The sequence below is a fragment of the Marinobacterium lutimaris genome (assembly GCF_900108065.1).
GTDB classification, from domain to species: Bacteria; Pseudomonadota; Gammaproteobacteria; order Pseudomonadales; family Balneatricaceae; genus Marinobacterium_D; species Marinobacterium_D lutimaris.
On record NZ_FNVQ01000003.1, the window covers coordinates 114,168 to 136,642 of the forward strand.

A 22,475-nucleotide genomic window follows, 5' to 3' on the forward strand; every position below is an offset into this window, starting at 1 on the left:
AAACTGGCGCCTGAAAAATTGGCGCGACAGATTAATAAAATAGTCACAAAAAAACCACAGAAACAACACAGAATCCCCTGCATTAGCAAAGGGATATCTGCGACTACTGTTTGCTGCGCCTGCTCTATCGATAAAGCAGTGCCAGCGTTTAAGCGACCGCCGACCGGCTGCGCAACGCTTCAATATCGCGTCGCGGCGGCGCACCGAACAGGCGGCTGTATTCACGGCTGAACTGTGACGGACTCTCGTAGCCCACCTGAAACGCAGCGCCCGCTGCATCTATACCGTCACTGAGCATCAACCGACGCGCTTCGTTCAACCGCAGCCATTTCTGATACTGCAACGGGCTTTTGGCGGTGAGTTGGCGGAAATAGTGATGCAGACTCGAGGTACTCATCTGCACATGCGCCGCCAGGTCATCGATCCGCAGAGGCTGGTCGTAGTTGCTTTTCAGCCAGTCGATGGCTCGGCCGATACGCTGGCTCTGGCTGCCGGCCGATACGATCTGCCATAGGCGCGCGGACAGATCACTCTGCAACAGGCGGTAATGAATCTCACGCTGAATCAGGGGCGCCAGCACGGCAACATCATCCGGCGCGGAGTGAAGTCTGAGCAGCCGGCCAAAGGGTTCAAGCAGCTCTGGCGTCATCGTCCCCAGATAGGCGCCCGCCTCACTGGCGCGCTCACGCACGGGCGAGAGCTTATTCTGCGCGATCAACTCAGCGATGATGTTCATATCAAGCCTGAACACCAACCCCAGGGATGGTGTTTCCGGAGACGCCTCAAGCACCTGGGACTTGGCCGGCAGGTCCAGCGAGGTTATCAGGAACTGCCTGGTGTTGTAGACATAGCCCTTATCACCGATCAGTAATTGCTTCGCACCCTGCACTACCATCACGATGCTCGGCTCGACCATACAGTCGCAGGGGTCAGTGGCGGCCTCACGGCGAAATAACGCGAGGTTGTTGATACGGGTTGGAACATCCTCCTGCCCTACCGTCAGCCGGTCAATGATCGGCACCAGTTCGGCATGAATTGCCTCTAGCGCCGGGCCTGCCGGCGTTTCGTTGTGCTGTTTCATACTTTCAACCTCCCGAATCATTCACACCCCCAAGCCCCGCTTCGGGGCTGCCTACACCCAGTACATTTTCCACAAGTTTGCAGAATCAGGCAAGGAAACAGCCCATTCGTTATACCCGAAACCAATTTATCTGGCGCATTATATCAATCAGACGAAGACAGCATGCTGCGCTTAACAGGGCCGACGCGCCGCCTTAAGCATCAAGTGTACCCGCACTTTTGACGCTTTCCGGTGCACCCCCGATCGATAGCACTCATAAGTGTTATGAAACCGATTAGCCTTGTTCGTCACTGGCCGGCCCCAAACTATGATTAGCGTAAGACGATGACGCCGGGCAGCGCCGGAACAGCGATAACCGGGCCCTGATTTAAGCGCGGCCGCCATCGTTTTGCAGGGAGATGGTGTCAGCAACCAATTTTGGAGGAGATCGCCATGAGCGAGACAGATAAGTCTTCAGAAGATATGCAGGTCATTCGTGCCGGTTCTACGGCTGCCATCCAGGGACCCAGCGACTGTTTCACCGGGACCGTTCGTATCGACAAGATCTTCAACGCCCCCGAACCGTCCCGCTTAGGGCTTGCCGTGGTCAACTTCGAACCGGGTGCACGCACCAACTGGCATACCCATCCGCTGGGCCAGGCTCTGCTGGTCACCGACGGTGTCGGCTGGACCCAGTGCGAAGGCGGGCCCCGTACAGAGATCCGCCCCGGCGATATCATCTACTGCAACTGCGGCCGTCGCCACTGGCACGGCGCCACCGACACCACTTACATGCAGCACGTCGCGGTTCAGGAAGCACTGGACGGCAGCCCCGTCACCTGGATGGAGCCGGTCACCGACGAGCAGTACCTGGGCGGTCCGGTGAAAAAAGACTAATAGAGAAGTCGCTGGGGTCGCAGCGCCACAGCCACTAAGTTCGAGCCTTCTGCGTTTTCACTGTTCATTTTTGGCGAGCGCAGCGCCAACCTCAACAAGGAGACCGAACATGGGTAATTACATCTTTTCCCTTAGCGATAAAGTCACTCGCAAGCCGGTTGCGTACAAGAACCGCTTCGGTGTTGAGCTCGCAGGCGATCTTTACCTGCCTGCCGATTTCGATGAATCCAAAAGCTACCCAGCACTGATCATCGGCGCGCCCTATGGCGGTGTTAAAGAGCAGGGCCCCGGCGTTTACGCCAATGAGCTGGCGCAACGCGGCTATATCGCCCTGACCTTCGACCCCTCTTACAACGGTGATTCCGCGGGCTTCCCGCGTCACCTCTCATCACCGGAAATGTTTGTCGAAGACTTCCACGCCGGCGTCGACTTTATCGGTACCCGCCCCGGCGTTGATCGCAACAAAATCGGCGTTATCGGTATCTGCGGTTCCGGCGGCTTTGGCCTGAGCGCCGCCCAGGTGGATCCGCGCATCAAGGCGGTCGCTACCGTCAGCATGTACGATATCTCCCGCATGCACGCCGAAGGTTTCGGTGGAACACTGGATGCGGACACCCGCAAGGCGACCCTGGATGCGATCGCTACCCAGCGCTGGGACGAATTTGAAAGCGGCCGCCCGGAACTGACCGAACGTGGCTCTCCGCTGGAGATCGGCGAAGGCACCAACCCCATCGGCTGTGAATTCGGTGAGTTCTACTCCCGTCCGCGCGGTTACCACCCGAACTCCATCACTCAGTTCACTCAGTCTTCGGTGCTGTCGTTCATGAACTTCCCACTGCTGGACAAACTGGAATGGATCTCGCCGCGCCCGATCCTGCTAGTGATGGGTGAAGTCGCTCACTCACGCTACTTCAGCGAAGATATCTATGCAGCAGCGGCCGAGCCGAAAGAGCTCTACATCGTACCTGGCGCTAACCACGTCGACCTGTACGACCGTACCGATGTAATTCCTTTCGACAAGCTCGATAGCTTCTTCGGCGAAGCGCTCAAGTAAGCGCAGCGGTATTGGCGGGCATCCCTCAGATGCCCGCTTGAAAACTCCGTGCCGGCCGGACCTCTCCGCCGGCACTCTCTTCCCTGCGGCAACACCGTCGCAACGAAAGGAAGAACAGCGGGCCGTGCAATATGACCCGCGATTGCCCAGGCATGTCAGAAATGAGTGAAAGCTCTGCAGCTCAGGCGATCACACCCCAGACAGATTACGAATCACTCTTTAAACGGACACATCATGAACAACTTCAATTTTTGGAATAGCACCAAAATCATTTTCGGTGCCGGCGAAATCGCGAGCCTGAGCAACGAAATCCCGGCCGGCGCCCGCGTGCTGATCACCTACGGCGGCGGCAGCATCAAAAAGAATGGCATCTTCGAGCAGGTGACCGCGGCCCTCGGTCACGTGACCTGGTTCGAGTTCGGCGGCATCGAAGCCAACCCGCATTTTGAAACCTGCATCAAGGCGGTGGATCTGGTTAAAACCGAACAGATCGACTTTATGCTGGCAGTCGGCGGCGGCTCGGTCATCGACGCCACCAAGTTCATCGCCGCAGCCTCAAAATATGCAGGCGACCCCTGGGATATCATCGCCACCTTCGGCGGTGCCGTGACCGACGCCCTGCCGGTGGGCTGCGTACTGACTCTGGCCGCTACCGGTTCGGAAATGAACCCGACCTCAGTGGTCACCCGTGCCGAGACCCAGGACAAGCTGTTCTTTAACTCTGAACATGTGCGCCCGAAATTCTCGATCCTGGATCCGAAAACCACTTACTCACTGCCGCCGCGTCAGGTGGGCAACGGCGTGGTCGACTCCTTCGTTCACGTGCTGGAGCAGTACGTCACCTTCCCGGCCAACGCCAGGGTACAGGACCGCTTCGCTGAAGGCCTCCTGGCCACCATCATCGAGGAAGGCCCGAAAGCGCTGCACGATCCGGAGAACTACGATGTGCGCGCCAACCTGATGTGGAGCGCCACCATGGCCCTGAACGGCCTGCTGGCCACCGGCACGCCGGGCGACTGGGCATCTCACCTGATCGGTCAGGAGCTGACCGGCCTCTACGGCCTGGACCACGGCCAGACCCTGGCGATCATGATTCCGGCGATCTGGACCTATAAACTGGAGCAGAAGAGAGAGAAGCTGGTGCAGTATGGCCAGCGCGTATGGCATATCCAGGAAACCGATCCGAACCTGATCGCACAGCAGGCGATCGAACTGACCCGGGAGTTCTTTGAATCCATGGGTGTAAAAACCCGCCTGACAGATTACGGCCTGGATGAGAAAGCGATTGCCGAAGTGGTCGCCAAGCTGAAGGAGCACCAGTTCGTAGCGCTTGGTGAGCACGGTGATATCACCCCGGAAGATGCGGCTGAAATTCTGAAACTGGCGCTGTAATAGCCACTCAAACGGCCTGAACAGGCCTCAGCCAGATAAGCGTCAGAGATTAATACTCTGGCGCTTTTTTATTGCCGTTCTTAAAGGCGGTGTTAATCGTCTGATCGAGGCGAAAGTTTTGTCGCGCCTGAAAGCCATACAAGCCAGGACCTCGTCGCGATCAACCGTTGAGGTTTGAAATGATCGCCATGCCAGCCGCAATCGACGCGAGGCGCGCCTCCTACAGATGGCATAATGGGCATTTTCCGGCAGGAGCGACGCCCCCGTCGCGATCAAACGCGGTGGTTTGAAATAACCACCCTACCTAGTCCAATCGGCGGAGAGTTTCACTCCCACCAATGGTCAAACTGCTGCTCAGCCTCCAACCGGATAGGCTCACCGATCATCGGTGTCAGAAGCCGGAAATCCTTGTCCTCACTGGCGGCGACAAAACGCTTAAACGGCTCATCCCAGGCGTGTTTCGCCAGGGTAAAGCGACCCACATGGGCAGGCAGTACCGCTTTGGCTCTAAGGTCTTCCGCCGCCTGCGCCGCCTCTTCCGGGTTCATATGAATGTAGGCCCAGCGCGGGTCGTACTGGCCACTATCCAGGGTGGCGAAATCAAAGTTGCCAAAGCGCTCGCCGATCTCGGCAAAATGGGGGCCGTAACCGGAGTCACCGCTGAACAGCCAGCGCTGCTGCGGTGTTTCCAGCACAAAGCCGGTCCACAGGGTTTTACGCCGCGTGAGCATACGACCGGAATAGTGCCGCGCAGGAATCAGGTGCACACGCAGTCCCTCGCCCAGCTCAAAGCTCTGGTACCAGTCGCCTTCATTAACGAACTCGTCGTTATAGCCCCACTGCTCAAAGTAAGCACCGATACCCAGCGGAGCGATCACTTGAGCAACCTTTGGCTTCAGGCTATCAATGCTCGGATAGTCCAAGTGATCCCAGTGATCGTGGGTGATCAGCAGCGCATCGATGGGCGGCATATCCTCGGCGGTGTAATCGCTGGTACCCGCGTAGGCCTGGTTGAACACTCCGATGGGAGCCGCGCCCTCACTGAAGACGGGGTCGATCAGGATCCTGCGACCGGCGAGCTGCAGATAAAACGAGGAGTGACCGAGCCAGACGATGGTATCTTCATTCGGGTCCAGCGCCTTGAGGTCGGTTTTAACGGCGGGGATATTGTCCAGCGGGCGCAGACGCTCACCGCTGCTGCGCAGGTTTTCAAACAGCACCTGCATAAAGGATTTATCCTCGGTGAACATCGGCGTATCAATCAGGTTGTGAAACTCGCCGTCGCTATAGTTCGGAGATTGCTCAATCTGCGCCAGACGCTTCCCCTCCGGTAGATGACCGAATTTCGGATGCTGAAGATAAGCCATCGCCGCCACGACCAAAATAACGACTATGCCAACCAGCCAATACGCCATTTTCTTAACCCGCTTTCCCATTACGTTCCCGCCTTATACCGCAGCTTTCACAACTGAATTTACTTAATCCCAAACAGCAAACGGGCCGCTGGGGGAAACCCAGCAGCCCGTTCACATTCCGGCGTTGATCAACAGACCATCATTCAACCCGCTCGATCCGCGCATTCAGAGAGCCCTTCACCGAGAGCGCTGCCATGCCGCCCTCGATTCGCCCCAGCTTCACCAACCCGCTGGCATAACCGAAGTCGCGGTAGAAGATCGCCAGATTGCCCCAAGGCGCGTAGAGCGTGATATCACCCACGTCCGGATCGATACCGGCGGGCGCATCATGGGTCGGCAGGCTGCCGGGAAGATCAGACACCTTTTCAATGCCGTGATAATCATCCAGCTTGAGATCCAGCGGCAGCATCTCGGCAAACGCCTTTGCGGAGGCATTGTTTTCCAGGGTTGCCGGTAGCTCCTGCCCTGCCACAACGATACGAATTTTCATCAGATCCCCCGAGGGTTCGGAATGGGTTTGAGTATCCTGGCCCTGCGCCGCCATCGCCCAAAAAAGGGCGAGACTGCCAAGCAGGGCCGGAGTCGCGATCCTTCGGATCAACGACTTAGCGTACGGTATAGCCACCGTCCACCGCCAGCGCATGGCCCATAACAAAGGTAGAGCCCGGACCGCACAGCCAGAGTACCGGATCGGCAACCTCTTCGGCGGTACCCAGACGATGCGCCGGTACCTGTTCCATCAGCAGGTCCATCGCTGCGGTCTCATTCTCTTTCATGTCGGCAACCATCGGCGTATCGATGATACCCGGGCACACCGCGTTGATGCGGATACCCTGGGCCGCGTACTCAAGCGCAGCGGTTTTGGTAAGGCCATGCACACCGTGCTTGGCCGCATGGTATGCGGCACGGCCCGGCACACCGACAAAACCACCCAGTGACGAGCAGTTAACGATGGCACCGCTGCCCTGTTTACGCATCTGCACCAGCTCGTGTTTCATGCAGTTCCAGACGCCGCCCAGGTTGATATTCACCACGCGGTCGAACTCGTTACGCTCCAGATCGGCGGTCTCGGTCGCCAGAGACTGAACGCCGGCGTTGTTAAACGCCGCATCCAGGCTGCCAAAGGTCTCGACGGTTTTCTCAACCATCGCTTTCACAGCCGCTTCGTCGGTGACATCACAGGTGATCGCCAGGGTTTTCGCACCGGTAGCAGCCAGCTCGTCGGCCACCGCCTGCGCCGCTTCACCATTGATATCGGCAATCGCAACTGCAGCCCCTGCCTTGGCAAACGCCTTAACGGTTGCCAGGCCCATGCCTGAAGCGCCGCCGGTGACCAAAGCTACCTTTCCAGTGAAATCGTGACTCATTACAAAAAACTCCTGATGTCCAATTATTGATCTAGTCTACGCCTGCACGACTATTCAGATTAGCCACGGCTATCGATTAAGACTCATGAACCAAGCTAATAAATAATAAGCCTGCTTATCGCACTGCCGGCAGCCCGCTGGCAAACACCTTGGCATGGAAGATATTGGCACCTTCACCGCCATCCTCATCGCTGCTGACCGAGTAGAGGTCATTGCTGCCTGGGCTGATCGCAAGGCTGGTGGACTTCAGGTTATGCCCCTCCCCCCTGCCGGGTAACAGGATCTGTCCGATGGGAATGCCGTTGGGATTGAACGCCAGGATCCTCCCCTGGCCCGAAATCGCTACATAAACGTTGCCATCGGAATCAGCTCGCATGGAGTCAGGCTTCCAGCCGATAAAGTGATAGGGGATGGCGGAACCGATAGGCGCAATGGTGGTGGCATCAGCCAACTGGACCCGGTGCAGCCGACCGCCGCTTAACTCGGTCGCCCAAAGTGTCTTGCCGTCGGGGCTGAGCGTGACGCCATTGGCTTTAGACAGGTTGGGCAGCACCGGTTCGATCGACGCGCCATCCGGCGATACGTAATAGATACCACCTTCGGGCTGGGTCGACGTGCCCTTGAAGTCACTGAAATAGAAGCCGCCCTTAGCATCGAACACCAGATCATTGGGCATATAGCCCGCATCCGGTGGGATGATCGTCTCAAGACCTGAGCCATCTGCGTTAACAGCGAAGATAGCTCCCCGGTGCGCCGGCACATTGAGGGCCGCGATAAACACCCGGCCATCGGCATGAAGCGCCAGACCACCGGGCGAGAGGTGATCCAGGGTTACCAGGGTCGACAACTGCTTATCTGGAGTGGCTCGAAGCACCCGGCGACCGCTGACATCGCAGAACAGCAGGTCGCCGTTGTCATCGAAAATCGCGCCCTCCAGCACCGGCCCCTCGTCGGAGACGCGCAGCCAGGGTTCGGCGACCACAGCCTGCAGGCCACGCTCTGAGGCCGGAATCGGCGCCGGGCCCCGGATATCAGCCTGATAAACGAGACCTTCCGCTTCTGCGGCCGACGCCTGGATTGGAGCTACCAGGGTCGCTAAACAGATAGCCGGCATCAGTCCTTTGATCAAACCTTGACCGGCAGTGCGAAAACCCTGCAATACACTCTTTTTCCTCATCCTTTCTCTCCCTGTTTTATTTAGCGGTCTGTGCTTGCTTCCCCCTGGCCGGGAACCTAGTTCGACGCAGGTGAAGGCAGCCCGCTGGCAAATACCTTGGCATGGAAGATATTCGCTCCCTCGCCGCCCTCACCATCGCTGGTGACCGCATAAAGATCATTGGTCCCAGGTTTGATCGCCATGCTGGTAGACATCAGGTTGTGGCCGGTTTCACGGCCCGGCAGCAGAATCTGGCCAATGGGAATACCGTTGCTGTTGAACGCCATCAGGCGTCCCTGACCAAAGATCGACACGTACACGTTGCCATCCGTATCGACACGCATGGAGTCTGGCGCCGGGCCGATAAAGTGGTACGGAATCGCCGAGCCGATCGGCGCGATGGTGGTCGGGTCCGCCAGCTGGATGCGATGCATAACGTTGCGCCCGAACTCGGTGGTCCAGAGCACCTGGCCATCCGGACTCAGGGCAATACCGTTCGCCTTGGCGAGATCAGGAACCACCGGAACAATCTCGGAAAGATCCGGCGGCATGTAGTAAACCGCGCCATCAGCCTGGGTCGACTCACCGGCAAAATCGGTGAAGTAGAGACCGCCTTCGGCATCAAAGGTCAGATCGTCCGGCTGATAACCCGCCTCGGCAGGGATAACGGTCTGCAGATCCGCCCCATCTTCAGCCACCGAGTAGATAGCGCCGACACCGTTGATAAAGTCCAGCGCGGCGATAAACAGGCGTCCATCCTGGCGGAACGCCAGCCCACCCGGCGAAAGATCATCAAGCTGCACCAGGGTCGTGAGCTGCTTCTCCTCGGTCAGGCGTAGCACGCGTTTACCACTCACATCGCTGAAAATCAGATTACCCTCCGCGTCGAAATTGGGCCCTTCCAGTATCAGCCCCTCATCGGAGACCTTGAACCAGGGCTCCGCCTTGACGGTCTGCAGCCCACGCTCAGCGGCTGGAATCGGCACCGGGCCGGAGGTCAGCTCGTCATAGGTAAGCGCCTGGACGCTATCCTGCGCAAACAGAGGCGCTGACAGCCCAAACGAAAGGCAGGCCAGTGCCGCAAGGCTCTTGCCGCTCGGCAGTAAGGCTTTGATCGATAACTTTGCCGGGGTGACAGACTTCACATTCAACAACTGAGACTCTCCTGAGTGCGGCAGGCTGCGCGGCTTCCGCACGCGGCCCATTCCATGGATCGAAAATACTTGCTGCGAGATTCTATGTGCGGGAGGCGCAACCTATTAGCCCGCAACGGCTATTAAGACTCATGAGCGCCATTCATCCCCGTCAGACGGGACGATGACTTTGAAGAATAAGGAGTGGTAGTGGCCAGAGAGGCTCTTTCTTTTTGTTTTTTTTGGGGGGCGGGAGGGGAATATTGCAGAGAACGGAGACAGCGGGCGCTGGGAGCGCCCGCTGGTGGGCGGCTAATCAGTGACCGTACTGTTCGTCGGTCACTGCTTCCATCCAGGTGACGTTGGTGCCGCCTTCCATCTGCTGGATAGCGTAATGGGTGACAGCGGTTTTATCGGTAGCGCCGTGCCAGTGTTTAACACCCGGCGGACACCAGACCACATCGCCCGGCTCCATCACGACTTTCTCTTTACCTTCTTCCTGGACCCAGCCCTTACCGTCGGTCACGACCAGCATCTGGCCAGCCGGGTGAGTGTGCCAGTTAGAGCGCGCGCCCGGCAGGAACGTTACCTTGCCGCTGTTGACCGCGAACGGCTCTTTATTGGGGAACACCATTTCCACGTACACATCGCCGGTGAACTTATCAGCAGCACCAATAAAGGTGTCGCGTGTACCATTTTTGCTGATCTCCATGCCGTCAGCGAAAGCTGCACCGGAAAGCAGTGCAGTTGCCAGGGTTAACGCTCTAAGTCCATTCATTTGGGATCTCCTATGAGAGGTTCAGTTTTCGGATAGTAATTTTCGGGCACTCAGGCCGGCGCAAACAGCGCTTTCCAGCGGCCCCTAATCTCAAGCGGTCAGTGCCGGGACGCGCGCACCACCTCATGACGCAGCCAGACCACGCCACCATCCAGCACCTCGCTGGAGAGCAAACGCAGACCCTGCCCCGCCCCCGGCAGGTCATCAGGCGCACCAGCGGCATCAACAATACCGGGCACCCCTTTGAGACCATCCAGCGTCGGGCAGATCAATACGCTGAATTCATCGATCAGCCCTGCAGTCCAGAACGTACCGTTGGTGGTGCCACCGCCCTCAAGCAGCAACCGCTCAACACCAAAGGCTTCGCCGATCGCCGTCAACGCCTGTTCAAGGCGATCCCCTTCAGGCCCGGCAAATACATAGGAAACACCGGCCTGATTCAGCTTGGCCAGGGTCGCATTGGGAACCCGCTCGGACAGCACGACGACCAGATGTTCATCCGCCAGTTCACTGGCTTCAGGCCGCAGGCGACCCTGAGGATCGATGGCGATCGCCAGGCTCCTGTCACCGGCAACGGCGAAAGCGTTATCACGCGGCATCGCCGTGCCGAGGAGTTCAGGGTGCTCTTCCTGACTGACGTACTCCGCCATGGTTTTACGCCCGACTATCCAGCCACCGGCGTTGAAGCTGTCCGCGGCCGGTTCATAGTGAGCTTCGATCAGATCCCAGATGTTGCGGTCAGCGGAATCGCTCCAGCGTGACGGCAGAAGCCGTCCATCCAGGCTGGTGATCATGTGGCAGATTATCTGTGGACGCATGGTGCCTCGTGCTTTATTTCGCATAACCGGTTTCAAACAGGGCGATAGTCCTGTAACGCTGTTTCTGCAGATAGTTAAGCCAAAGGTAGAGAAGGCCCGTACACCGATAAACAGCGCTCATCCTCTTTCTGTTATGAATCGGAATCATTAAAAAAGATTGAACCACGGAAAGCTTAGCAACGCTGTCCAATCGAGGGCCCAACGGCTTCGTTACCGCCCCTTTTCAACCGAGCCTGTCAAAACGGTAAACAAGCTCCGGTCCGCCGGGCTGGGAATAGGCCAGCTCCGCAGTGACCATGGCAAACGGCTCAACAAAACGAGCATTGCGCAGCGCCCCAGTGTCGAGCGGTTCATAACCGACATCGCTGATCAGCTGACGCGCAACCTTTTTGGCCCACTCATCATCACCGTAGTAGATCATCTGCGGTCGTGGGGAGCGGGTCTTGCGACCTTCGAACACCTCAAACAGCACTTCGCTCGGGCTGGTATTAAACGCCGATACCCAGCGCACATGGGGCAGCCGCTCGGCCAGCTTCTCCGCTCCGGATGTGGTTGTGCCCACCACCAGGTTTGCGTTCTCTTCATCCAGCGGCACGCAGCAGTTGATCACCACTTTGCCGGAAAGCTCACCCACCTGCTCCAGAACGTCATCGATCCGCGACCAGTGCACCGACAGCAGGATCACATCGGCCTGCGCAGCTTCGGCGGGTGTGCCCACCTTGCCACCGGCATCCCTCGCCAGTCGCTCCAGCTTGGATGGATTCCTGCTGTAGCTGAACGTGATCTGGTGACCCGCCCTGGCCCAGATCGTACCGATCTTGGCGCCCATCAGGCCCGAGCCAATGACTCCTATCTTCATAGAACCTCCTTTGCCGATTCTTTTTATTTTCAGTTAAACAATTTATTGCCCGGATACTGATACAATCATCCAAATGATGAAGGAGACTCATTAATGCTTAGAGAGAACGTAACCGATCTGATGTCTTTCGTCGTCGTTGCGCGCGTTGGCAGCTTCACCCGTGCCGCTGCGCAGATCGGCGTCTCTCAATCCGCCCTGAGCCATGCGGTACGCGGCCTGGAAACACGCCTCGGCGTGCGTCTGCTGACCCGTACCACCCGAAAAGTCACTCCTACCCCGGAAGGCGAACGGGTACTCGAGCGTATTGCCCCCCACTTCACCCAGATCGAGGAAGAGCTGGAAGCACTGGTCGAAATGCGCGACCAGCCCGCCGGCACCATCCGTATCACCACCACCGACCACGCCGCCGACACCGTCGTCTGGCCCAAGCTGGCGCCGGTGCTGCTGCAATACCCGGATCTCAAGGTCGAGGTGGTGACCGACTACAGCTTGACCGATATTGTGGCGGAAAAGTTCGACGCTGGCGTACGCCTGGGCGAACAGGTTTCCGAGGGCATGATCGCCGTACGTGTCGGGCCGGACTTTCGCATGCTGGTGGTGGGTGCGCCCAGCTACTTCGAAAACCGTGACAAGCCCCTCTCCCCTCAGGATCTGACCGATCATAACTGCATTAACCTGCGACTTTCGACCCACGGCGGCCTTTATGCCTGGGAGTTCGAGAAAGAGGACCGCGAGGTCAATGTGCGTGTCGATGGCCAGTTCACCTTCAACAACATCTATCCCGTCGTGCAAGCCGCACTGGATGGATATGGCCTGGGCTATGTGCCGGAAGACCTGGTGCGCGAACATATCGACGCAGGCCGCCTGATCACCGTACTTGAAGACTGGACACCGCCCTTCCCCGGTTACTTTTTCTACTACCCGCACCGCCGTCAGTCATCGCTGGCATTTCGTGTCATCGTCGAGGCGCTGCAACACCAGGAGTAAGACCTATTCATGATTGAATATCATAACTCCTTGCTGCCCCACCACCTTGCCCCAAAAGCGACAGCCTGAGATCTTTCTGAGAGTTGTTATGGATGCCGGTGTACCAAGCACCGGTGTGCACACACTTAAAGGGAGATGAAGATGAAACGAATAGCAGCCCCGTTGCTGACGGCCGCAATCACGAGCACCCTGGCGATCTCTGCTCATGCGGAAAACTATCCGGGCGTACCGGCACTGGAAGAGCTGGGTAAAGCCGCTCCGGCGCTGGAAGACTACACCGGTAACCTGGTACTGGGCGAAGTCTGGAAGCGCCCCGACCTGTCACCGCGCGACCGCAGCATCGCCACCCTGGCGACACTGGTGGCGCGTAACCAGACCGGCGAACTGCGCTACCACGTCAACTTCGCGCTGGATAACGGCGTGAAGCCCGCTGAAATTTCCGAAATCATCACCCACCTGGCGTTCTATGCCGGCTGGGGCAATGCCACCTCCGCCGCCAGCGTCGTCGCCAGCGTTTTTGAGGAGCGCGGCATCGGAGAAGACCAGCTGCCGGCCGCCGACATTGAGCTGCTGCCGCTGGACGTAGAAACCGAAGAGGCCCGTGAAACCGCCGTGCAGAAAAACTACGGTGGTATCGCCGATGGCGTGCTGAAATACACCACCGAAGCACTGTTCCGCGATCTCTGGCTGCGCCCGGACCTGGCACCGCGTGACCGCAGCCTGGTGACCGTCAGCGCCCTGATCGCCACCGGTAAGATCGAGCAGGTTTCCTTCCACCTGGGCAAGGCGATGGATAATGGCCTGACCAAACCGGAAGCGTCCGAGCTGCTGACCCACCTGGCGTTCTACGCCGGCTGGCCGAACATCTTCTCCACCCTGCCGGTGGCAGAAAAAGTGTTTGAGGCCAAGGCCGCGAAATAAGTAGATAAGCGCTAATCGATAGCGCAGATAAGGTGTCGAGCCATGTACTGATCAAAGCCTGGCTCGGCGCCTTTTTTATTACACCACCCACGTCCATACCGTTCTTTCATCCTCAGTAATCACCACCTGTCCCCATAGTCGTCCAACCAGCCTCTTCGCCTGCTGACCTCCGATGCACCTGGCATTAGAGTAGGGGCTGTGATCTCATCTCAGATGTCGAACCATCCAGCCTAACCCAGTGATATACATCGGGAGACATGCAGGTGCCCGCCCAGCCCCATATCGTTTTAATACACGGACTCTACATGCGCCCGCTGGTGATGCGGCCCATGGCGCGGTGGTTTGAAGCGCATGGCTACGCAACCAGCTCATTCGGCTACAGGACCACCTCCGAGTCACTGCAACTCAATATCGAAAAGCTCGATGCCCACCTTAACGCCATCACAGCGCCGGAAATTTACCTAGTCTGCCACTCCCTGGGAGGCCTGCTGGCCCGTGCTTATCTTGAAGCGATGGGAGCGAATCATGCGATCAGCAAGGTGGTGACGATCGGCACCCCGCATCAGGGAGCGGAGATCGCCCAGTGGATGCATTTAAACAAACTCAGCGTTCTTCTCGGCCACAGCCTCACAAAAGGGCTGATCGATAACCGGTCGGACTGGGGGCTGGATGTACCTCTTGGCAGTATTGCCGGGGATGGCGGCGTCGGCTTCCTGCCGCTGATCGCTCAAAACTCAGAACCTTCGGACGGCACCGTTGCTGTCAGAGAAACCCACCTGACAGGTGAAACCGACCATATTGTCCTGCCCTACAGCCATACCCAGCTGATTCTCGTCACCGAGGTGTACGAGCAGGCGCTCAACTTCATACAAGGCGGCCACTTTGTGCACTAGCCACCCCGGCTTATAAATCCTTGGCAGCCCTTCATGCGCCCTGTCCGCGACTCTTGGGTTAATTCTTTTCCAGCAACGCAGGCGTATTGTCGCGTATTCACCAAAAGGCTCTAACCCAGGCTATCAACTTGTGTCGGGTTTACGACTATCGAACCGGAACGGCCACCCCAGGCAGAATTAATTCTTTAAAAAACAAATAGTTACAAGCCATCACCCATCCTCAGGGCCAGGGAATATTTTTTGCAAAGGGCTGATACCGTTTGTTTTAGCCCAAGGAATTACAAGTATGTCTGTACAAACTATCAAAGCATTTTCGGATAAAGCACGCGAAGACGCAGAGCTCGGTGCCCAGCTGAAAGCCTGTCTCAAAATGAAAGAACTCTTTGCCCTGGCTCGGGATAACGGCTTCGAGCTGGAAGAAGACTCTCTGTATCCGCCCAACGAGCCCCAGTTCACCGAAGATCAGCTCTCTGAGCGTATGGTGAAAGCGCTGCTGCGCGCCTGATACTCTGCTTATTGCTCGCGATAGCCCGGTTACCCACCTCCGCGGACTCCCATCTGAGGTGGGTAACTGGCGTATTCAGATACCGAACGCCGACAAACTCCCCTGACTACTGATATGTATCAACGCCCGACGGATATCCCGTTGCGGGATTCCCATCACCTGCCATGCTAAACGTATCTAACACGCATGATTACTTAGCGAGGATAGGATCATGAAAGCGTTCACTCGATCAGCAGGTATAGCGTCTCTCGTTGTGGGACTCGCACTGAGCCTGCCGGTGGCTGCAGATGAGTATCAACACATGCAGCCACATCAAGGAATGCACTACGGACAGGGCATGATGCAGGGCTATGGTCAGGGAATGATGCAGGGTTATGGCCCGATGATGGGCTACGGCGGTATGGGTATGATGCACGGCGGTCCGATGATGGCTGGACCAGGTATGGGTTATGGCATGGGAATGATCCATGGCGGCCCGATGATGGGTTACGGCATGGGAATGGGTGGCATGGGTATGATGCCTTGCCCACTCATGGTCGGCGCCCAGGGCATGCCCGGATATGGTCTGCAGCTGGACGAAGCGCAGCAGGAGAAGATGTCTCAGATCCGTGAGAAATTCTGGCAACAGCAACAGGATCAAATGCAGGAGATGTGGGAGCATCACAGCGAGATGCAGAAACTCTGGCTGGACGGTTCCGCGGACAACGACAAGATACTGGATGCCCATCGCAAGATGCAGCAGGACCAACTGAAGATGCTGGAAGAGCGACTGAACCTGCAGAAAGAGATGGACGCGGTACTGACCGATGAGCAACGTCAGCAACTGAAACAGATGCGGCGTGGGATGTATCCCGGCAGTTAATGGATTCCGTTGGAACGAACCTGATACACACCTGACCGGGCCGGCGACCGATACTCCGCCATATAATCGCTGGCCCGTCGCTCTCTATACCACCCGATTCGCCTGCACCCAAGAATAGTCGTCACCGGCAAAGCCAACGGCTTGCCTTGTCCTCCCACAACGGTTTACTGCGCCTGCTCGGCATCCCCGGGGCACTCAAGGTTAATTTGAAGAGCGTATCGCGTAAAAGCCCGAACAAAGTCCCAAGGCCATCGGAACAGGCCGTTGATCAATCCTGTTCATAAAACCTAGACACCCGACCACCTTAATCACGCCATGCTTAATTTCTAAAATCGACGATAACATCACCTTGGGTCTACGGACCTTCTTTCAGCGCTTTGCCGGCGTCAGCAACTCCCAAAGACTATAAATCAGAGCCATCCCTGCCGCCCCTGCAGTTGCTGCACGACACGCATAACACTGATAAGAATCCAGGCAGACTCACACAACGGGAAACGGAAGATCCCTAAACACTTATATCTCTATCAGGAGGGTTCAATGTCCACAGCATCTTTCCATGAACTGGTGCGCCAGCGCCGCTCGGTTCGCAAATACCTGCCGACTCCTCTGAGCAATGATCAACTAAAAGAGGTCCTCGAAGACGCCCAGTGGTCGCCGTCAAACTGCAATATCCAGCCCTGGCAGGTGCATCTGGTTTCCGGCGCCACCAAGGACAAGCTGAGCGAAGCGCTTAAAGCGGAGCACCTGGCAGGAAGAACCTCCGAAGATTTCTGGTTTGACCATGCCGGTTACGAGGGTGTCTATCTTGAGCGGATGATGCACATGGGTCAGAAGCGCAACGAAGCGCTGAATATCGCCCGCGACGATCAGGCCAGGCGCGATGAAGAGATGCTGCGCCAGTTCGAGTTCTTCGGCGCACCTCACGCGGCCCTGTTGTTTATGCCGGTGTTTGGTGACTCGGTACGCACCGCCGGAGACCTGGGAATGTATGGCCAGACGCTGCTGCTGTCACTCACCGCACGCGGCTATGCCGGTATTCCGCAGACACTACTGGGCATGCATGCTGGCGTGATCCGTGAAGTGCTGGGAGTTCCTGAAGAGATGAAGATGCTGTACGGCATCTCCTTTGGCCACCCGGATCCCGAAGCGACCGGCTACAGCGTCAACCTGGGCCGCGCACCGATCAGCGATAACGTCCGCTTTTACGACTGATCTCGTCGAACCTCCCCGGCAGCGTCCTCTACGGTGATACACCGGAGGACGCGGCCCCCTTCCCCACGCCTGCCGTCAGGCTCTTACCACCAGGCGGTTGTTCACATCGCGACTCGCCTTGATCCGCTCGGCATCATCGATCGGCAGGTCAGATTTGGCCAACCGGTCATACATCACCACATTCACCGTCGCCGCCAGGTTCATGCAGCCGATGGTCGGCACGTACACCACATGGCTAGCCCTATCGACCACGGTCTGGGGAATCGAACCGTCTTCCGGGCCAAACACGTAGATCGCGTTTTCCGGATGACTGAAAGCTGGCAGAGGAATAGCCCCTTCAGCCAGTTCGACACAGATGATCGACATATCCTCGGCCAGCCCCTGGGCCAGGTCATCCACCTGCAGCAGAGGAATGGAGTTACCCACATTCTTGGTATCGGTGCTGTAGCGGGAGGCGCGGGCAAAGCGTTCACCGACGTAGCGCACTTCATCGGCCTGATAGCAACCGGCCGCACGCAAAACAGCGCCCACATTGGACGGACTTTTGGGGTTAAAAAGACCGATAACAACGGATCCCTGTTTGGACATCAGCGAGCGCTCATAAAATTAAAGGGCATTATTTTAGCCTTTATTTCTGTCTATCGGGTTTAAAAATTCGTGTCGCGATCACGGCGAATCTCTTAGCAGGAGGCACGCCTCCGTGCTGATTGGACCCTGCACGGCAGTGATTCAAAACCCCGGCGGGTGATCGCGGCGAGGCGCCGCTCCTACTCGAAATGTGCCAGGGTAGGAGGCGCGCCCCGCGCCGATTGAACAGGCAAAAAAGGGCCGGCCACCTTAACAGCAGCCGCCCCAGGGGGACTTACCTATGGGGTGTTTAGCCGGCGAAGCGCTCAATGGCATCCAGCACGTCATGCAGAGCGACCGCATCATCAAAACTCGGCGCCGTCTGGGTGCCATTGCGGATATCGTCGTACAGGCGGGCGTAGATGCCGGCGATGTTTCGGGCGCCGGCAAACTCCGGCTTGCCTTCGTATTCAGAAGCCTCCGGCATCAGCGGCTTAAGCTCGGTTTCATCGCCGCGCGCGCCTTTGACCGTCAGCTGAGTCAGCTGGGCATGGCCCAGGCCTGCAGTCACCTGGATATCGCCTTCGGTGCCGTTGATCTCCCACAGCAGGTTGGTGCCGCGGCAGACACCGCCGCGATAATGCAGGGAGAAGGCCGCACCGCTGGCCATGGCACCGTGAATCATCACCTGATCGGCGGCGGTTTTCGGCAGGGTTTCACCGGTCTCGCTGATTTTTACGCTGTCGAAGCGGCTCAGCGTCTTGGAGGAGAGTTCACCAAAGTCACCCAGCACATCCTTAACCGCGGCCAGGGTATGCGCCATCGGGATCGCTTCCATGGTGGCTCCGTTCTTTTTATCGAACAGGTAGTAGAGATCTTCAGGCGACTCGTTAGCCCAGTTGCCACCGCTGCCGATCAGCGACGTAGACAGCACGGTTCCGACGTACCCTTCATCGATCAGTTGTTTCAGCTTCAGCACCTCCAGCGCGGAGCGGGCCTGGGTACCACAGACGGCGACAACGCCTTTGCTTTTGGCAAGCTCGGCCAGCTGACGCGCTTCCGCCAGCCCATTGCCCAGCGGCCATTCGCAATACACATGCTTGCCCGCTTCCAGCGCGGCGGTCACCAGCTGCAGATGGTGCGGCACCTTCACGGTCACCACCACCAGATCCACCTCCGGCGAGTTAGCCAGCTCTTCGGCGCTACCGTAGGCGTGGGGAAGATTCATCGCCTCGGCGGTACGGTGGGCGCTTTCGATGGTACTGTTCGCGACCGCAACCACCTTGAACTTATCGCCCAGGGACTGAAGCGCCGGGATATGTGCGGTTGCCGCCCAGTGACTGTCGGGATTCAAACCGATAAAACCCACTCGAATAGTCTGAGCTGCCATTACAAAAACTCCTTAACTGGCATGAATGTCAGCACCTCCGGCTCAAGTCGCAGCCATAACATCGGGCAAACTACGGCGGTACATGCGATGGTTACAGACTACGCCCTCCCCGGCTGTATCCGTTTACACGATCATCGCCAAGATCTGCCTGATCCTGTCAAACTTCATATCAGCGGCCGGATGGTGATGTCGGACGCTTGCGCCGACTATAGAGCGTTCTTATGATCGAGTTATGCAGACAATTATTGAAAAAGTGCGCGATCAGGCGCAGAAACATCTGGATCCGGGTAAAAGCGTCAGCCTGTTACCGCGCTTTTCCCTGTTCAGCTCAACCGCCAGCACTTGCCCAATTCAAGCACTCTACGAGCCGATGTTTTGCCTGGTACTCCAGGGGGCGAAAGAGGTTCTGATCGGCGAACAGCTGTTGCGCTACGACATCGGCGCCTGCTTTGTAGGTTCCGTGGAGCTGCCGGTATCCACCCGTATACTGGAAGCCACCCAGGATCAGCCCTATATCGCCCTGACACTAACGCTGGACCTTGACAAGGTCGCCACCCTGGCAGCCGCATTTCCGCCCTCGCCACGTTACCCGGTGGACTGCAACGCCCCCGGTTTCGGCGTAAAGCCAGTTACACCGGAACTGATCGAACCCTGGTCCCGGCTGTTCAACCTGCTGGAGTCACCGGAGGATATTCCCGCGCTGGCGCCGATGATCGAGCGCGAACTGCTCTACCGTCTGCTGACCGGCCCACACCAGAGCATCGTCCGCCAGCTGGTCGGTAACGACAGCCGCATCGCTCAGGTGCGTCGTGCCATCAACTGGATCCGCTCGAACTATGTAGAGCGCCTTTCTGTAAATGCACTGGCCGAACATGCGGGGATGAGCCAGGCCTCGCTGCACCGTCACTTCCGCTCCGCCACCGGCATCACTCCGCTGCAGTACCAAAAGCGGCTGCGCCTGCAGGAGGCTAGGCTGAAACTGCTTGGCGGTGCTGAGGTCAGCAAGGCCGCCTACACCGTTGGCTACGAAAGTCCCTCACAGTTCAGCCGCGAATATACCCGGCTGTTTGGTCAAGCCCCATCTGTGGATGCACAGCGTCTGAGAAGCCAGGGCGCCAGCGCAGAGCAGATCAGCACGCCGCCCTGCTGATGGCCCCTGGGGACCACCGCAGACTATTTACCCTTGAGTCGAACTAGCGGCTCACATTTGCTCTATTCAGGAGGCTCAACAAGTATGGAAACAGCATTAGTCACAGGCGCAGGTCGAGGCATCGGCCTGGCGCTGGCACAGCAACTGATCGATGGCGGCTACCGGGTAATTGCCACCTGCAGAGGTGAGCCATCCACTGCACTTCGCGCCCTTGAGAGCAGCGGCCGTCTGCAGATCCAACCGTTGGAAGTGACTTCGCAGGAGTCGATCCAGGATCTGGCGCAGGCGCTAACCGGCCAGAGCATCGATCTGCTGATCAATAATGCCGGCATCCTTGGTCCCGATAACTCTTCATTAAAGCAGCTCGATGCCAGCGACTGGCTGCAAACGCTAGCGATCAATACCGTCGCCCCCTGCATGATCAGCCTGGCGCTGCTGGATAACCTGAAGCGTTCGGCCAACCCGCGCATCATCACCGTCTCCAGCGATATGGCGTCGTTCCACGATGGCGGCAGCAGTCTGCTGGCCTATCGCAGCTCAAAAGCGGCGGTGAACAAGGCGATGCAGGGACTGGCGTTGGATTTGAGAAGTGCCGGCGTGATCGTCTGCCCGGTGTTGCCAGGCTGGGTACAGACCGATATGGGCGGGCCCGGCGCCTCGGAGACACCTGAGGAGAGCGCCAGCGGCATTATCCAACTGGCGCAGCGGCTGACACTGAAGAATAGCGGGCACTTCTTTACCTGGCGCGGTAATGAATACCCCTGGTAATCACAGAGAGTAACAGGAACGAGGATCGCCTCAGGCGCTATCCCTGCCCGCCTGGCGGAACTGGGTCGGCGATGAGCCAAACACCATCTTGAAACTGTGACTGAAATGGGTCTGGGTGGTAAAGCCGCAGGCGATCGCTACCTCGGAGATGCTGTAGTCGGTCTTGCGCAGCAACTGGCGCCCCTTGTTCAGGCGCAGCTCCAGGTAGTAGCGCGACGGACTGGTGTTCACATACTTGGAGAACAACCGCTCGATCTGACGGCGTGACAACGAGGTGTAATCGCTGAAGTCGGTAATATCCAGCGGTTCCTCCAGGTTGTTCTCCATCAGCTCGATAATGATCTCGAGGTTTTTCGGGATGTAGTTCACGCCGCTGGAGAATGCTGAGTTCACCGAGCGGTTTTCGTCCACGTTCAGAATGCCGTTAACGCCGCGCTTCATATCGGCACCGAACAGCTTTTCAATCAGATCCTGCATTACACGGATCGCACTGTTCGGCCCCACGCAGGTGAAGCTCTTGTTCTCGATGGTGTATGAAGCGTTGCCGATGCGGGTGTTTGGATAGCGCTCGCGGATCAGATCCCGGCTATCCGGATGAGTGGCGCACTCCGCCAGATCGAACATACCGGCGGCCGCCAGGAAATAGGTGCCGTTCCACAGACTACCGATCCAGATCTCCTCCTCCAGTGCCTTGGTGATCAATTTATGGATCGGCGGCGAATCCCGTAGCGGTGTTCTCAACCCGCCGCAGATCACCAGGATATCGACACCCTTGATGTTAACCGCATCGACACGCTCGTTAACCGCCACTTCAATGCCCAGGTCACTAACCACTTTTTCGCCATCCAGGCTTGCGGTTTCGACATCAAAAACGGGGCATGTGGTGATCAGATTGGAGGTGACCAGCACGTCAACGGCGCCGGTAAAAGAGACCATAGAGAAGTTTTCCAGCAGCACAAACAGCGCCTTTTTCTTCTTCTCATCGGTTACTTGGATATCTTTCGAGGCCAGTCGGGTGGAGTGCTTGATAGGACTGGAGAAGCGATTGTTATTCATAACGACGGACCCGACTCGATTGCGACTAGATTGATAGTACTGCTATTACAGCCCGGAGGGCGCTTCGAATAACCTGCCAGCCACCCCGTGCGTTCCGAGCTGCCATGCGCTAATCATCCTTTCGATGAATTTTACTTCAGCTTTCAGCGTAGATCATCCTCCCGAAGGAGCAGGTTTTTCCTGATCAATACGTCAGTAAATGCCCTGCTCACGGACGCTGCCGGACTGTTTCTTA

23 protein-coding genes are annotated in these 22,475 nt (G+C 57.7%); 11 read left to right on the forward strand and 12 right to left on the reverse strand.

The window, feature by feature from the left end; all coding sequences use genetic code 11:
- Positions 1-148 precede the first annotated feature (148 nt).
- Positions 149-1,081: an AraC family transcriptional regulator gene (locus tag C4S72_RS14905; RefSeq protein ID WP_200826798.1), complete on the reverse strand. Its 933-nt coding sequence runs from the start codon at positions 1,079-1,081 to the stop codon at positions 149-151.
- A 432-nt stretch (positions 1,082-1,513) separates the two neighbouring features.
- Here C4S72_RS14905 and C4S72_RS14910 point away from each other — a divergent pair, with 432 nt between their 5' ends.
- From C4S72_RS14910 to C4S72_RS14920, 3 genes are all read left to right on the forward strand, one after another.
- Complete coding sequence (locus C4S72_RS14910) at positions 1,514-1,957, forward strand: (R)-mandelonitrile lyase (protein ID WP_104003967.1); 444 nt, start codon at positions 1,514-1,516, stop codon at positions 1,955-1,957.
- 109 nt (positions 1,958-2,066) lie between these two features.
- Positions 2,067-3,011 (forward strand): alpha/beta hydrolase, encoded by a 945-nt coding sequence (locus C4S72_RS14915; protein ID WP_104003968.1) that lies wholly within the window; start codon positions 2,067-2,069, stop codon positions 3,009-3,011.
- A gap of 234 nt (positions 3,012-3,245) precedes the next feature.
- A complete protein-coding gene (locus C4S72_RS14920; protein ID WP_104003969.1) occupies positions 3,246-4,403 on the forward strand; it encodes an iron-containing alcohol dehydrogenase in 1,158 nt (385 codons plus the stop codon).
- Between the two features lie 326 nt (positions 4,404-4,729).
- On the opposite strand, the gene C4S72_RS14925 is transcribed toward C4S72_RS14920, so the two are convergent.
- The 8 genes from C4S72_RS14925 to C4S72_RS14960 all read right to left on the reverse strand — a co-directional run bounded on the left by C4S72_RS14925 (position 4,730) and on the right by C4S72_RS14960 (position 11,929).
- Positions 4,730-5,839 carry an MBL fold metallo-hydrolase gene (locus C4S72_RS14925; protein ID WP_200826799.1) on the reverse strand — a complete coding sequence of 370 codons (1,110 nt, stop codon included), beginning with the start codon at positions 5,837-5,839 and terminating at the stop codon, positions 4,730-4,732.
- A 118-nt stretch (positions 5,840-5,957) separates the two neighbouring features.
- Positions 5,958-6,308, reverse strand: coding sequence for a cyclophilin-like fold protein (locus C4S72_RS14930; RefSeq protein ID WP_104004382.1), 351 nt, complete (start codon positions 6,306-6,308; stop codon positions 5,958-5,960).
- Positions 6,309-6,423: 115 nt separating this feature from the next.
- Entirely contained in the window at positions 6,424-7,185 is a 762-nt protein-coding gene (locus C4S72_RS14935; RefSeq protein ID WP_104003970.1) for an SDR family NAD(P)-dependent oxidoreductase, read from the reverse strand.
- Between the two features lie 115 nt (positions 7,186-7,300).
- The gene (locus C4S72_RS14940) at positions 7,301-8,362 is read right to left on the reverse strand and encodes an SMP-30/gluconolactonase/LRE family protein (RefSeq protein WP_200826800.1); all 1,062 of its coding nucleotides are present in this window, start codon (positions 8,360-8,362) and stop codon (positions 7,301-7,303) included.
- A gap of 56 nt (positions 8,363-8,418) precedes the next feature.
- A complete protein-coding gene (locus C4S72_RS14945) occupies positions 8,419-9,486 on the reverse strand; it encodes an SMP-30/gluconolactonase/LRE family protein (RefSeq protein WP_235009175.1) in 1,068 nt (355 codons plus the stop codon).
- A gap of 304 nt (positions 9,487-9,790) precedes the next feature.
- Positions 9,791-10,252, reverse strand: coding sequence for a (R)-mandelonitrile lyase (locus C4S72_RS14950; RefSeq protein WP_235009157.1), 462 nt, complete (start codon positions 10,250-10,252; stop codon positions 9,791-9,793).
- 98 nt (positions 10,253-10,350) lie between these two features.
- Positions 10,351-11,070, reverse strand: coding sequence for a dihydrofolate reductase family protein (locus C4S72_RS14955; protein WP_104003972.1), 720 nt, complete (start codon positions 11,068-11,070; stop codon positions 10,351-10,353).
- Positions 11,071-11,293: 223 nt separating this feature from the next.
- Positions 11,294-11,929 carry an NADPH-dependent F420 reductase gene (locus tag C4S72_RS14960; protein WP_104003973.1) on the reverse strand — a complete coding sequence of 212 codons (636 nt, stop codon included), beginning with the start codon at positions 11,927-11,929 and terminating at the stop codon, positions 11,294-11,296.
- A gap of 93 nt (positions 11,930-12,022) precedes the next feature.
- On the opposite strand from C4S72_RS14960, the gene C4S72_RS14965 reads away from it, so the two are divergent.
- From C4S72_RS14965 to C4S72_RS14990, 6 genes are all read left to right on the forward strand, one after another.
- On the forward strand, positions 12,023-12,916 hold the full coding sequence (locus C4S72_RS14965; protein WP_104003974.1) for a LysR family transcriptional regulator: 894 nt from the start codon (positions 12,023-12,025) through the stop codon (positions 12,914-12,916).
- 141 nt (positions 12,917-13,057) lie between these two features.
- Entirely contained in the window at positions 13,058-13,837 is a 780-nt protein-coding gene (locus tag C4S72_RS14970) for a carboxymuconolactone decarboxylase family protein (RefSeq protein WP_200826802.1), read from the forward strand.
- Positions 13,838-14,100: 263 nt separating this feature from the next.
- The gene (locus C4S72_RS14975; protein WP_160115527.1) at positions 14,101-14,730 is read left to right on the forward strand and encodes a lipase family alpha/beta hydrolase; all 630 of its coding nucleotides are present in this window, start codon (positions 14,101-14,103) and stop codon (positions 14,728-14,730) included.
- 286 nt (positions 14,731-15,016) lie between these two features.
- Positions 15,017-15,235 carry a Nif11-like leader peptide family natural product precursor gene (locus tag C4S72_RS14980; RefSeq protein WP_104003977.1) on the forward strand — a complete coding sequence of 73 codons (219 nt, stop codon included), beginning with the start codon at positions 15,017-15,019 and terminating at the stop codon, positions 15,233-15,235.
- A gap of 211 nt (positions 15,236-15,446) precedes the next feature.
- Positions 15,447-16,097: a Spy/CpxP family protein refolding chaperone gene (locus C4S72_RS14985; RefSeq protein WP_104003978.1), complete on the forward strand. Its 651-nt coding sequence runs from the start codon at positions 15,447-15,449 to the stop codon at positions 16,095-16,097.
- Positions 16,098-16,634: 537 nt separating this feature from the next.
- The gene (locus tag C4S72_RS14990; RefSeq protein WP_104003979.1) at positions 16,635-17,309 is read left to right on the forward strand and encodes a nitroreductase; all 675 of its coding nucleotides are present in this window, start codon (positions 16,635-16,637) and stop codon (positions 17,307-17,309) included.
- A gap of 75 nt (positions 17,310-17,384) precedes the next feature.
- Here C4S72_RS14990 and C4S72_RS14995 read toward each other — a convergent pair whose 3' ends face one another.
- Complete coding sequence (locus C4S72_RS14995) at positions 17,385-17,897, reverse strand: RNA methyltransferase (protein ID WP_104003980.1); 513 nt, start codon at positions 17,895-17,897, stop codon at positions 17,385-17,387.
- Positions 17,898-18,186: 289 nt separating this feature from the next.
- Positions 18,187-19,266 (reverse strand): Gfo/Idh/MocA family protein, encoded by a 1,080-nt coding sequence (locus C4S72_RS15000; protein ID WP_104003981.1) that lies wholly within the window; start codon positions 19,264-19,266, stop codon positions 18,187-18,189.
- Positions 19,267-19,498: 232 nt separating this feature from the next.
- Between C4S72_RS15000 and C4S72_RS15005 the strand changes: the two genes are divergently transcribed.
- Complete coding sequence (locus C4S72_RS15005) at positions 19,499-20,416, forward strand: AraC family transcriptional regulator (RefSeq protein WP_104003982.1); 918 nt, start codon at positions 19,499-19,501, stop codon at positions 20,414-20,416.
- Positions 20,417-20,500: 84 nt separating this feature from the next.
- The gene (locus tag C4S72_RS15010; protein WP_104003983.1) at positions 20,501-21,184 is read left to right on the forward strand and encodes an SDR family oxidoreductase; all 684 of its coding nucleotides are present in this window, start codon (positions 20,501-20,503) and stop codon (positions 21,182-21,184) included.
- Between the two features lie 30 nt (positions 21,185-21,214).
- On the opposite strand, the gene C4S72_RS15015 is transcribed toward C4S72_RS15010, so the two are convergent.
- A complete protein-coding gene (locus tag C4S72_RS15015) occupies positions 21,215-22,240 on the reverse strand; it encodes a GlxA family transcriptional regulator (protein WP_104003984.1) in 1,026 nt (341 codons plus the stop codon).
- Positions 22,241-22,475 lie beyond the last annotated feature (235 nt).

Excerpts from the sequence above, each read along its gene's own strand:
- C4S72_RS14905 (WP_200826798.1), bottom strand. The coding sequence starts at position 1,081 with ATGAAACAGCACAACGAAACGCCGGCAGGCCCGGCGCTAGAGGCAATT.
- C4S72_RS14910 (WP_104003967.1), top strand. The coding sequence starts at position 1,514 with ATGAGCGAGACAGATAAGTCTTCAGAAGATATGCAGGTCATTCGTGCC.
- C4S72_RS14915 (WP_104003968.1), top strand. The coding sequence starts at position 2,067 with ATGGGTAATTACATCTTTTCCCTTAGCGATAAAGTCACTCGCAAGCCG.
- C4S72_RS14920 (WP_104003969.1), top strand. The coding sequence starts at position 3,246 with ATGAACAACTTCAATTTTTGGAATAGCACCAAAATCATTTTCGGTGCC.
- C4S72_RS14925 (WP_200826799.1), bottom strand. The coding sequence starts at position 5,839 with ATGGGAAAGCGGGTTAAGAAAATGGCGTATTGGCTGGTTGGCATAGTC.
- C4S72_RS14930 (WP_104004382.1), bottom strand. The coding sequence starts at position 6,308 with ATGAAAATTCGTATCGTTGTGGCAGGGCAGGAGCTACCGGCAACCCTG.
- C4S72_RS14935 (WP_104003970.1), bottom strand. The coding sequence starts at position 7,185 with ATGAGTCACGATTTCACTGGAAAGGTAGCTTTGGTCACCGGCGGCGCT.
- C4S72_RS14940 (WP_200826800.1), bottom strand. The coding sequence starts at position 8,362 with ATGAGGAAAAAGAGTGTATTGCAGGGTTTTCGCACTGCCGGTCAAGGT.
- C4S72_RS14950 (WP_235009157.1), bottom strand. The coding sequence starts at position 10,252 with ATGAATGGACTTAGAGCGTTAACCCTGGCAACTGCACTGCTTTCCGGT.
- C4S72_RS14955 (WP_104003972.1), bottom strand. The coding sequence starts at position 11,070 with ATGCGTCCACAGATAATCTGCCACATGATCACCAGCCTGGATGGACGG.
- C4S72_RS14960 (WP_104003973.1), bottom strand. The coding sequence starts at position 11,929 with ATGAAGATAGGAGTCATTGGCTCGGGCCTGATGGGCGCCAAGATCGGT.
- C4S72_RS14965 (WP_104003974.1), top strand. The coding sequence starts at position 12,023 with ATGCTTAGAGAGAACGTAACCGATCTGATGTCTTTCGTCGTCGTTGCG.
- C4S72_RS14970 (WP_200826802.1), top strand. The coding sequence starts at position 13,058 with ATGAAACGAATAGCAGCCCCGTTGCTGACGGCCGCAATCACGAGCACC.
- C4S72_RS14980 (WP_104003977.1), top strand. The coding sequence starts at position 15,017 with ATGTCTGTACAAACTATCAAAGCATTTTCGGATAAAGCACGCGAAGAC.
- C4S72_RS14985 (WP_104003978.1), top strand. The coding sequence starts at position 15,447 with ATGAAAGCGTTCACTCGATCAGCAGGTATAGCGTCTCTCGTTGTGGGA.
- C4S72_RS14990 (WP_104003979.1), top strand. The coding sequence starts at position 16,635 with ATGTCCACAGCATCTTTCCATGAACTGGTGCGCCAGCGCCGCTCGGTT.
- C4S72_RS14995 (WP_104003980.1), bottom strand. The coding sequence starts at position 17,897 with ATGTCCAAACAGGGATCCGTTGTTATCGGTCTTTTTAACCCCAAAAGT.
- C4S72_RS15000 (WP_104003981.1), bottom strand. The coding sequence starts at position 19,266 with ATGGCAGCTCAGACTATTCGAGTGGGTTTTATCGGTTTGAATCCCGAC.
- C4S72_RS15005 (WP_104003982.1), top strand. The coding sequence starts at position 19,499 with ATGCAGACAATTATTGAAAAAGTGCGCGATCAGGCGCAGAAACATCTG.
- C4S72_RS15010 (WP_104003983.1), top strand. The coding sequence starts at position 20,501 with ATGGAAACAGCATTAGTCACAGGCGCAGGTCGAGGCATCGGCCTGGCG.
- C4S72_RS15015 (WP_104003984.1), bottom strand. The coding sequence starts at position 22,240 with ATGAATAACAATCGCTTCTCCAGTCCTATCAAGCACTCCACCCGACTG.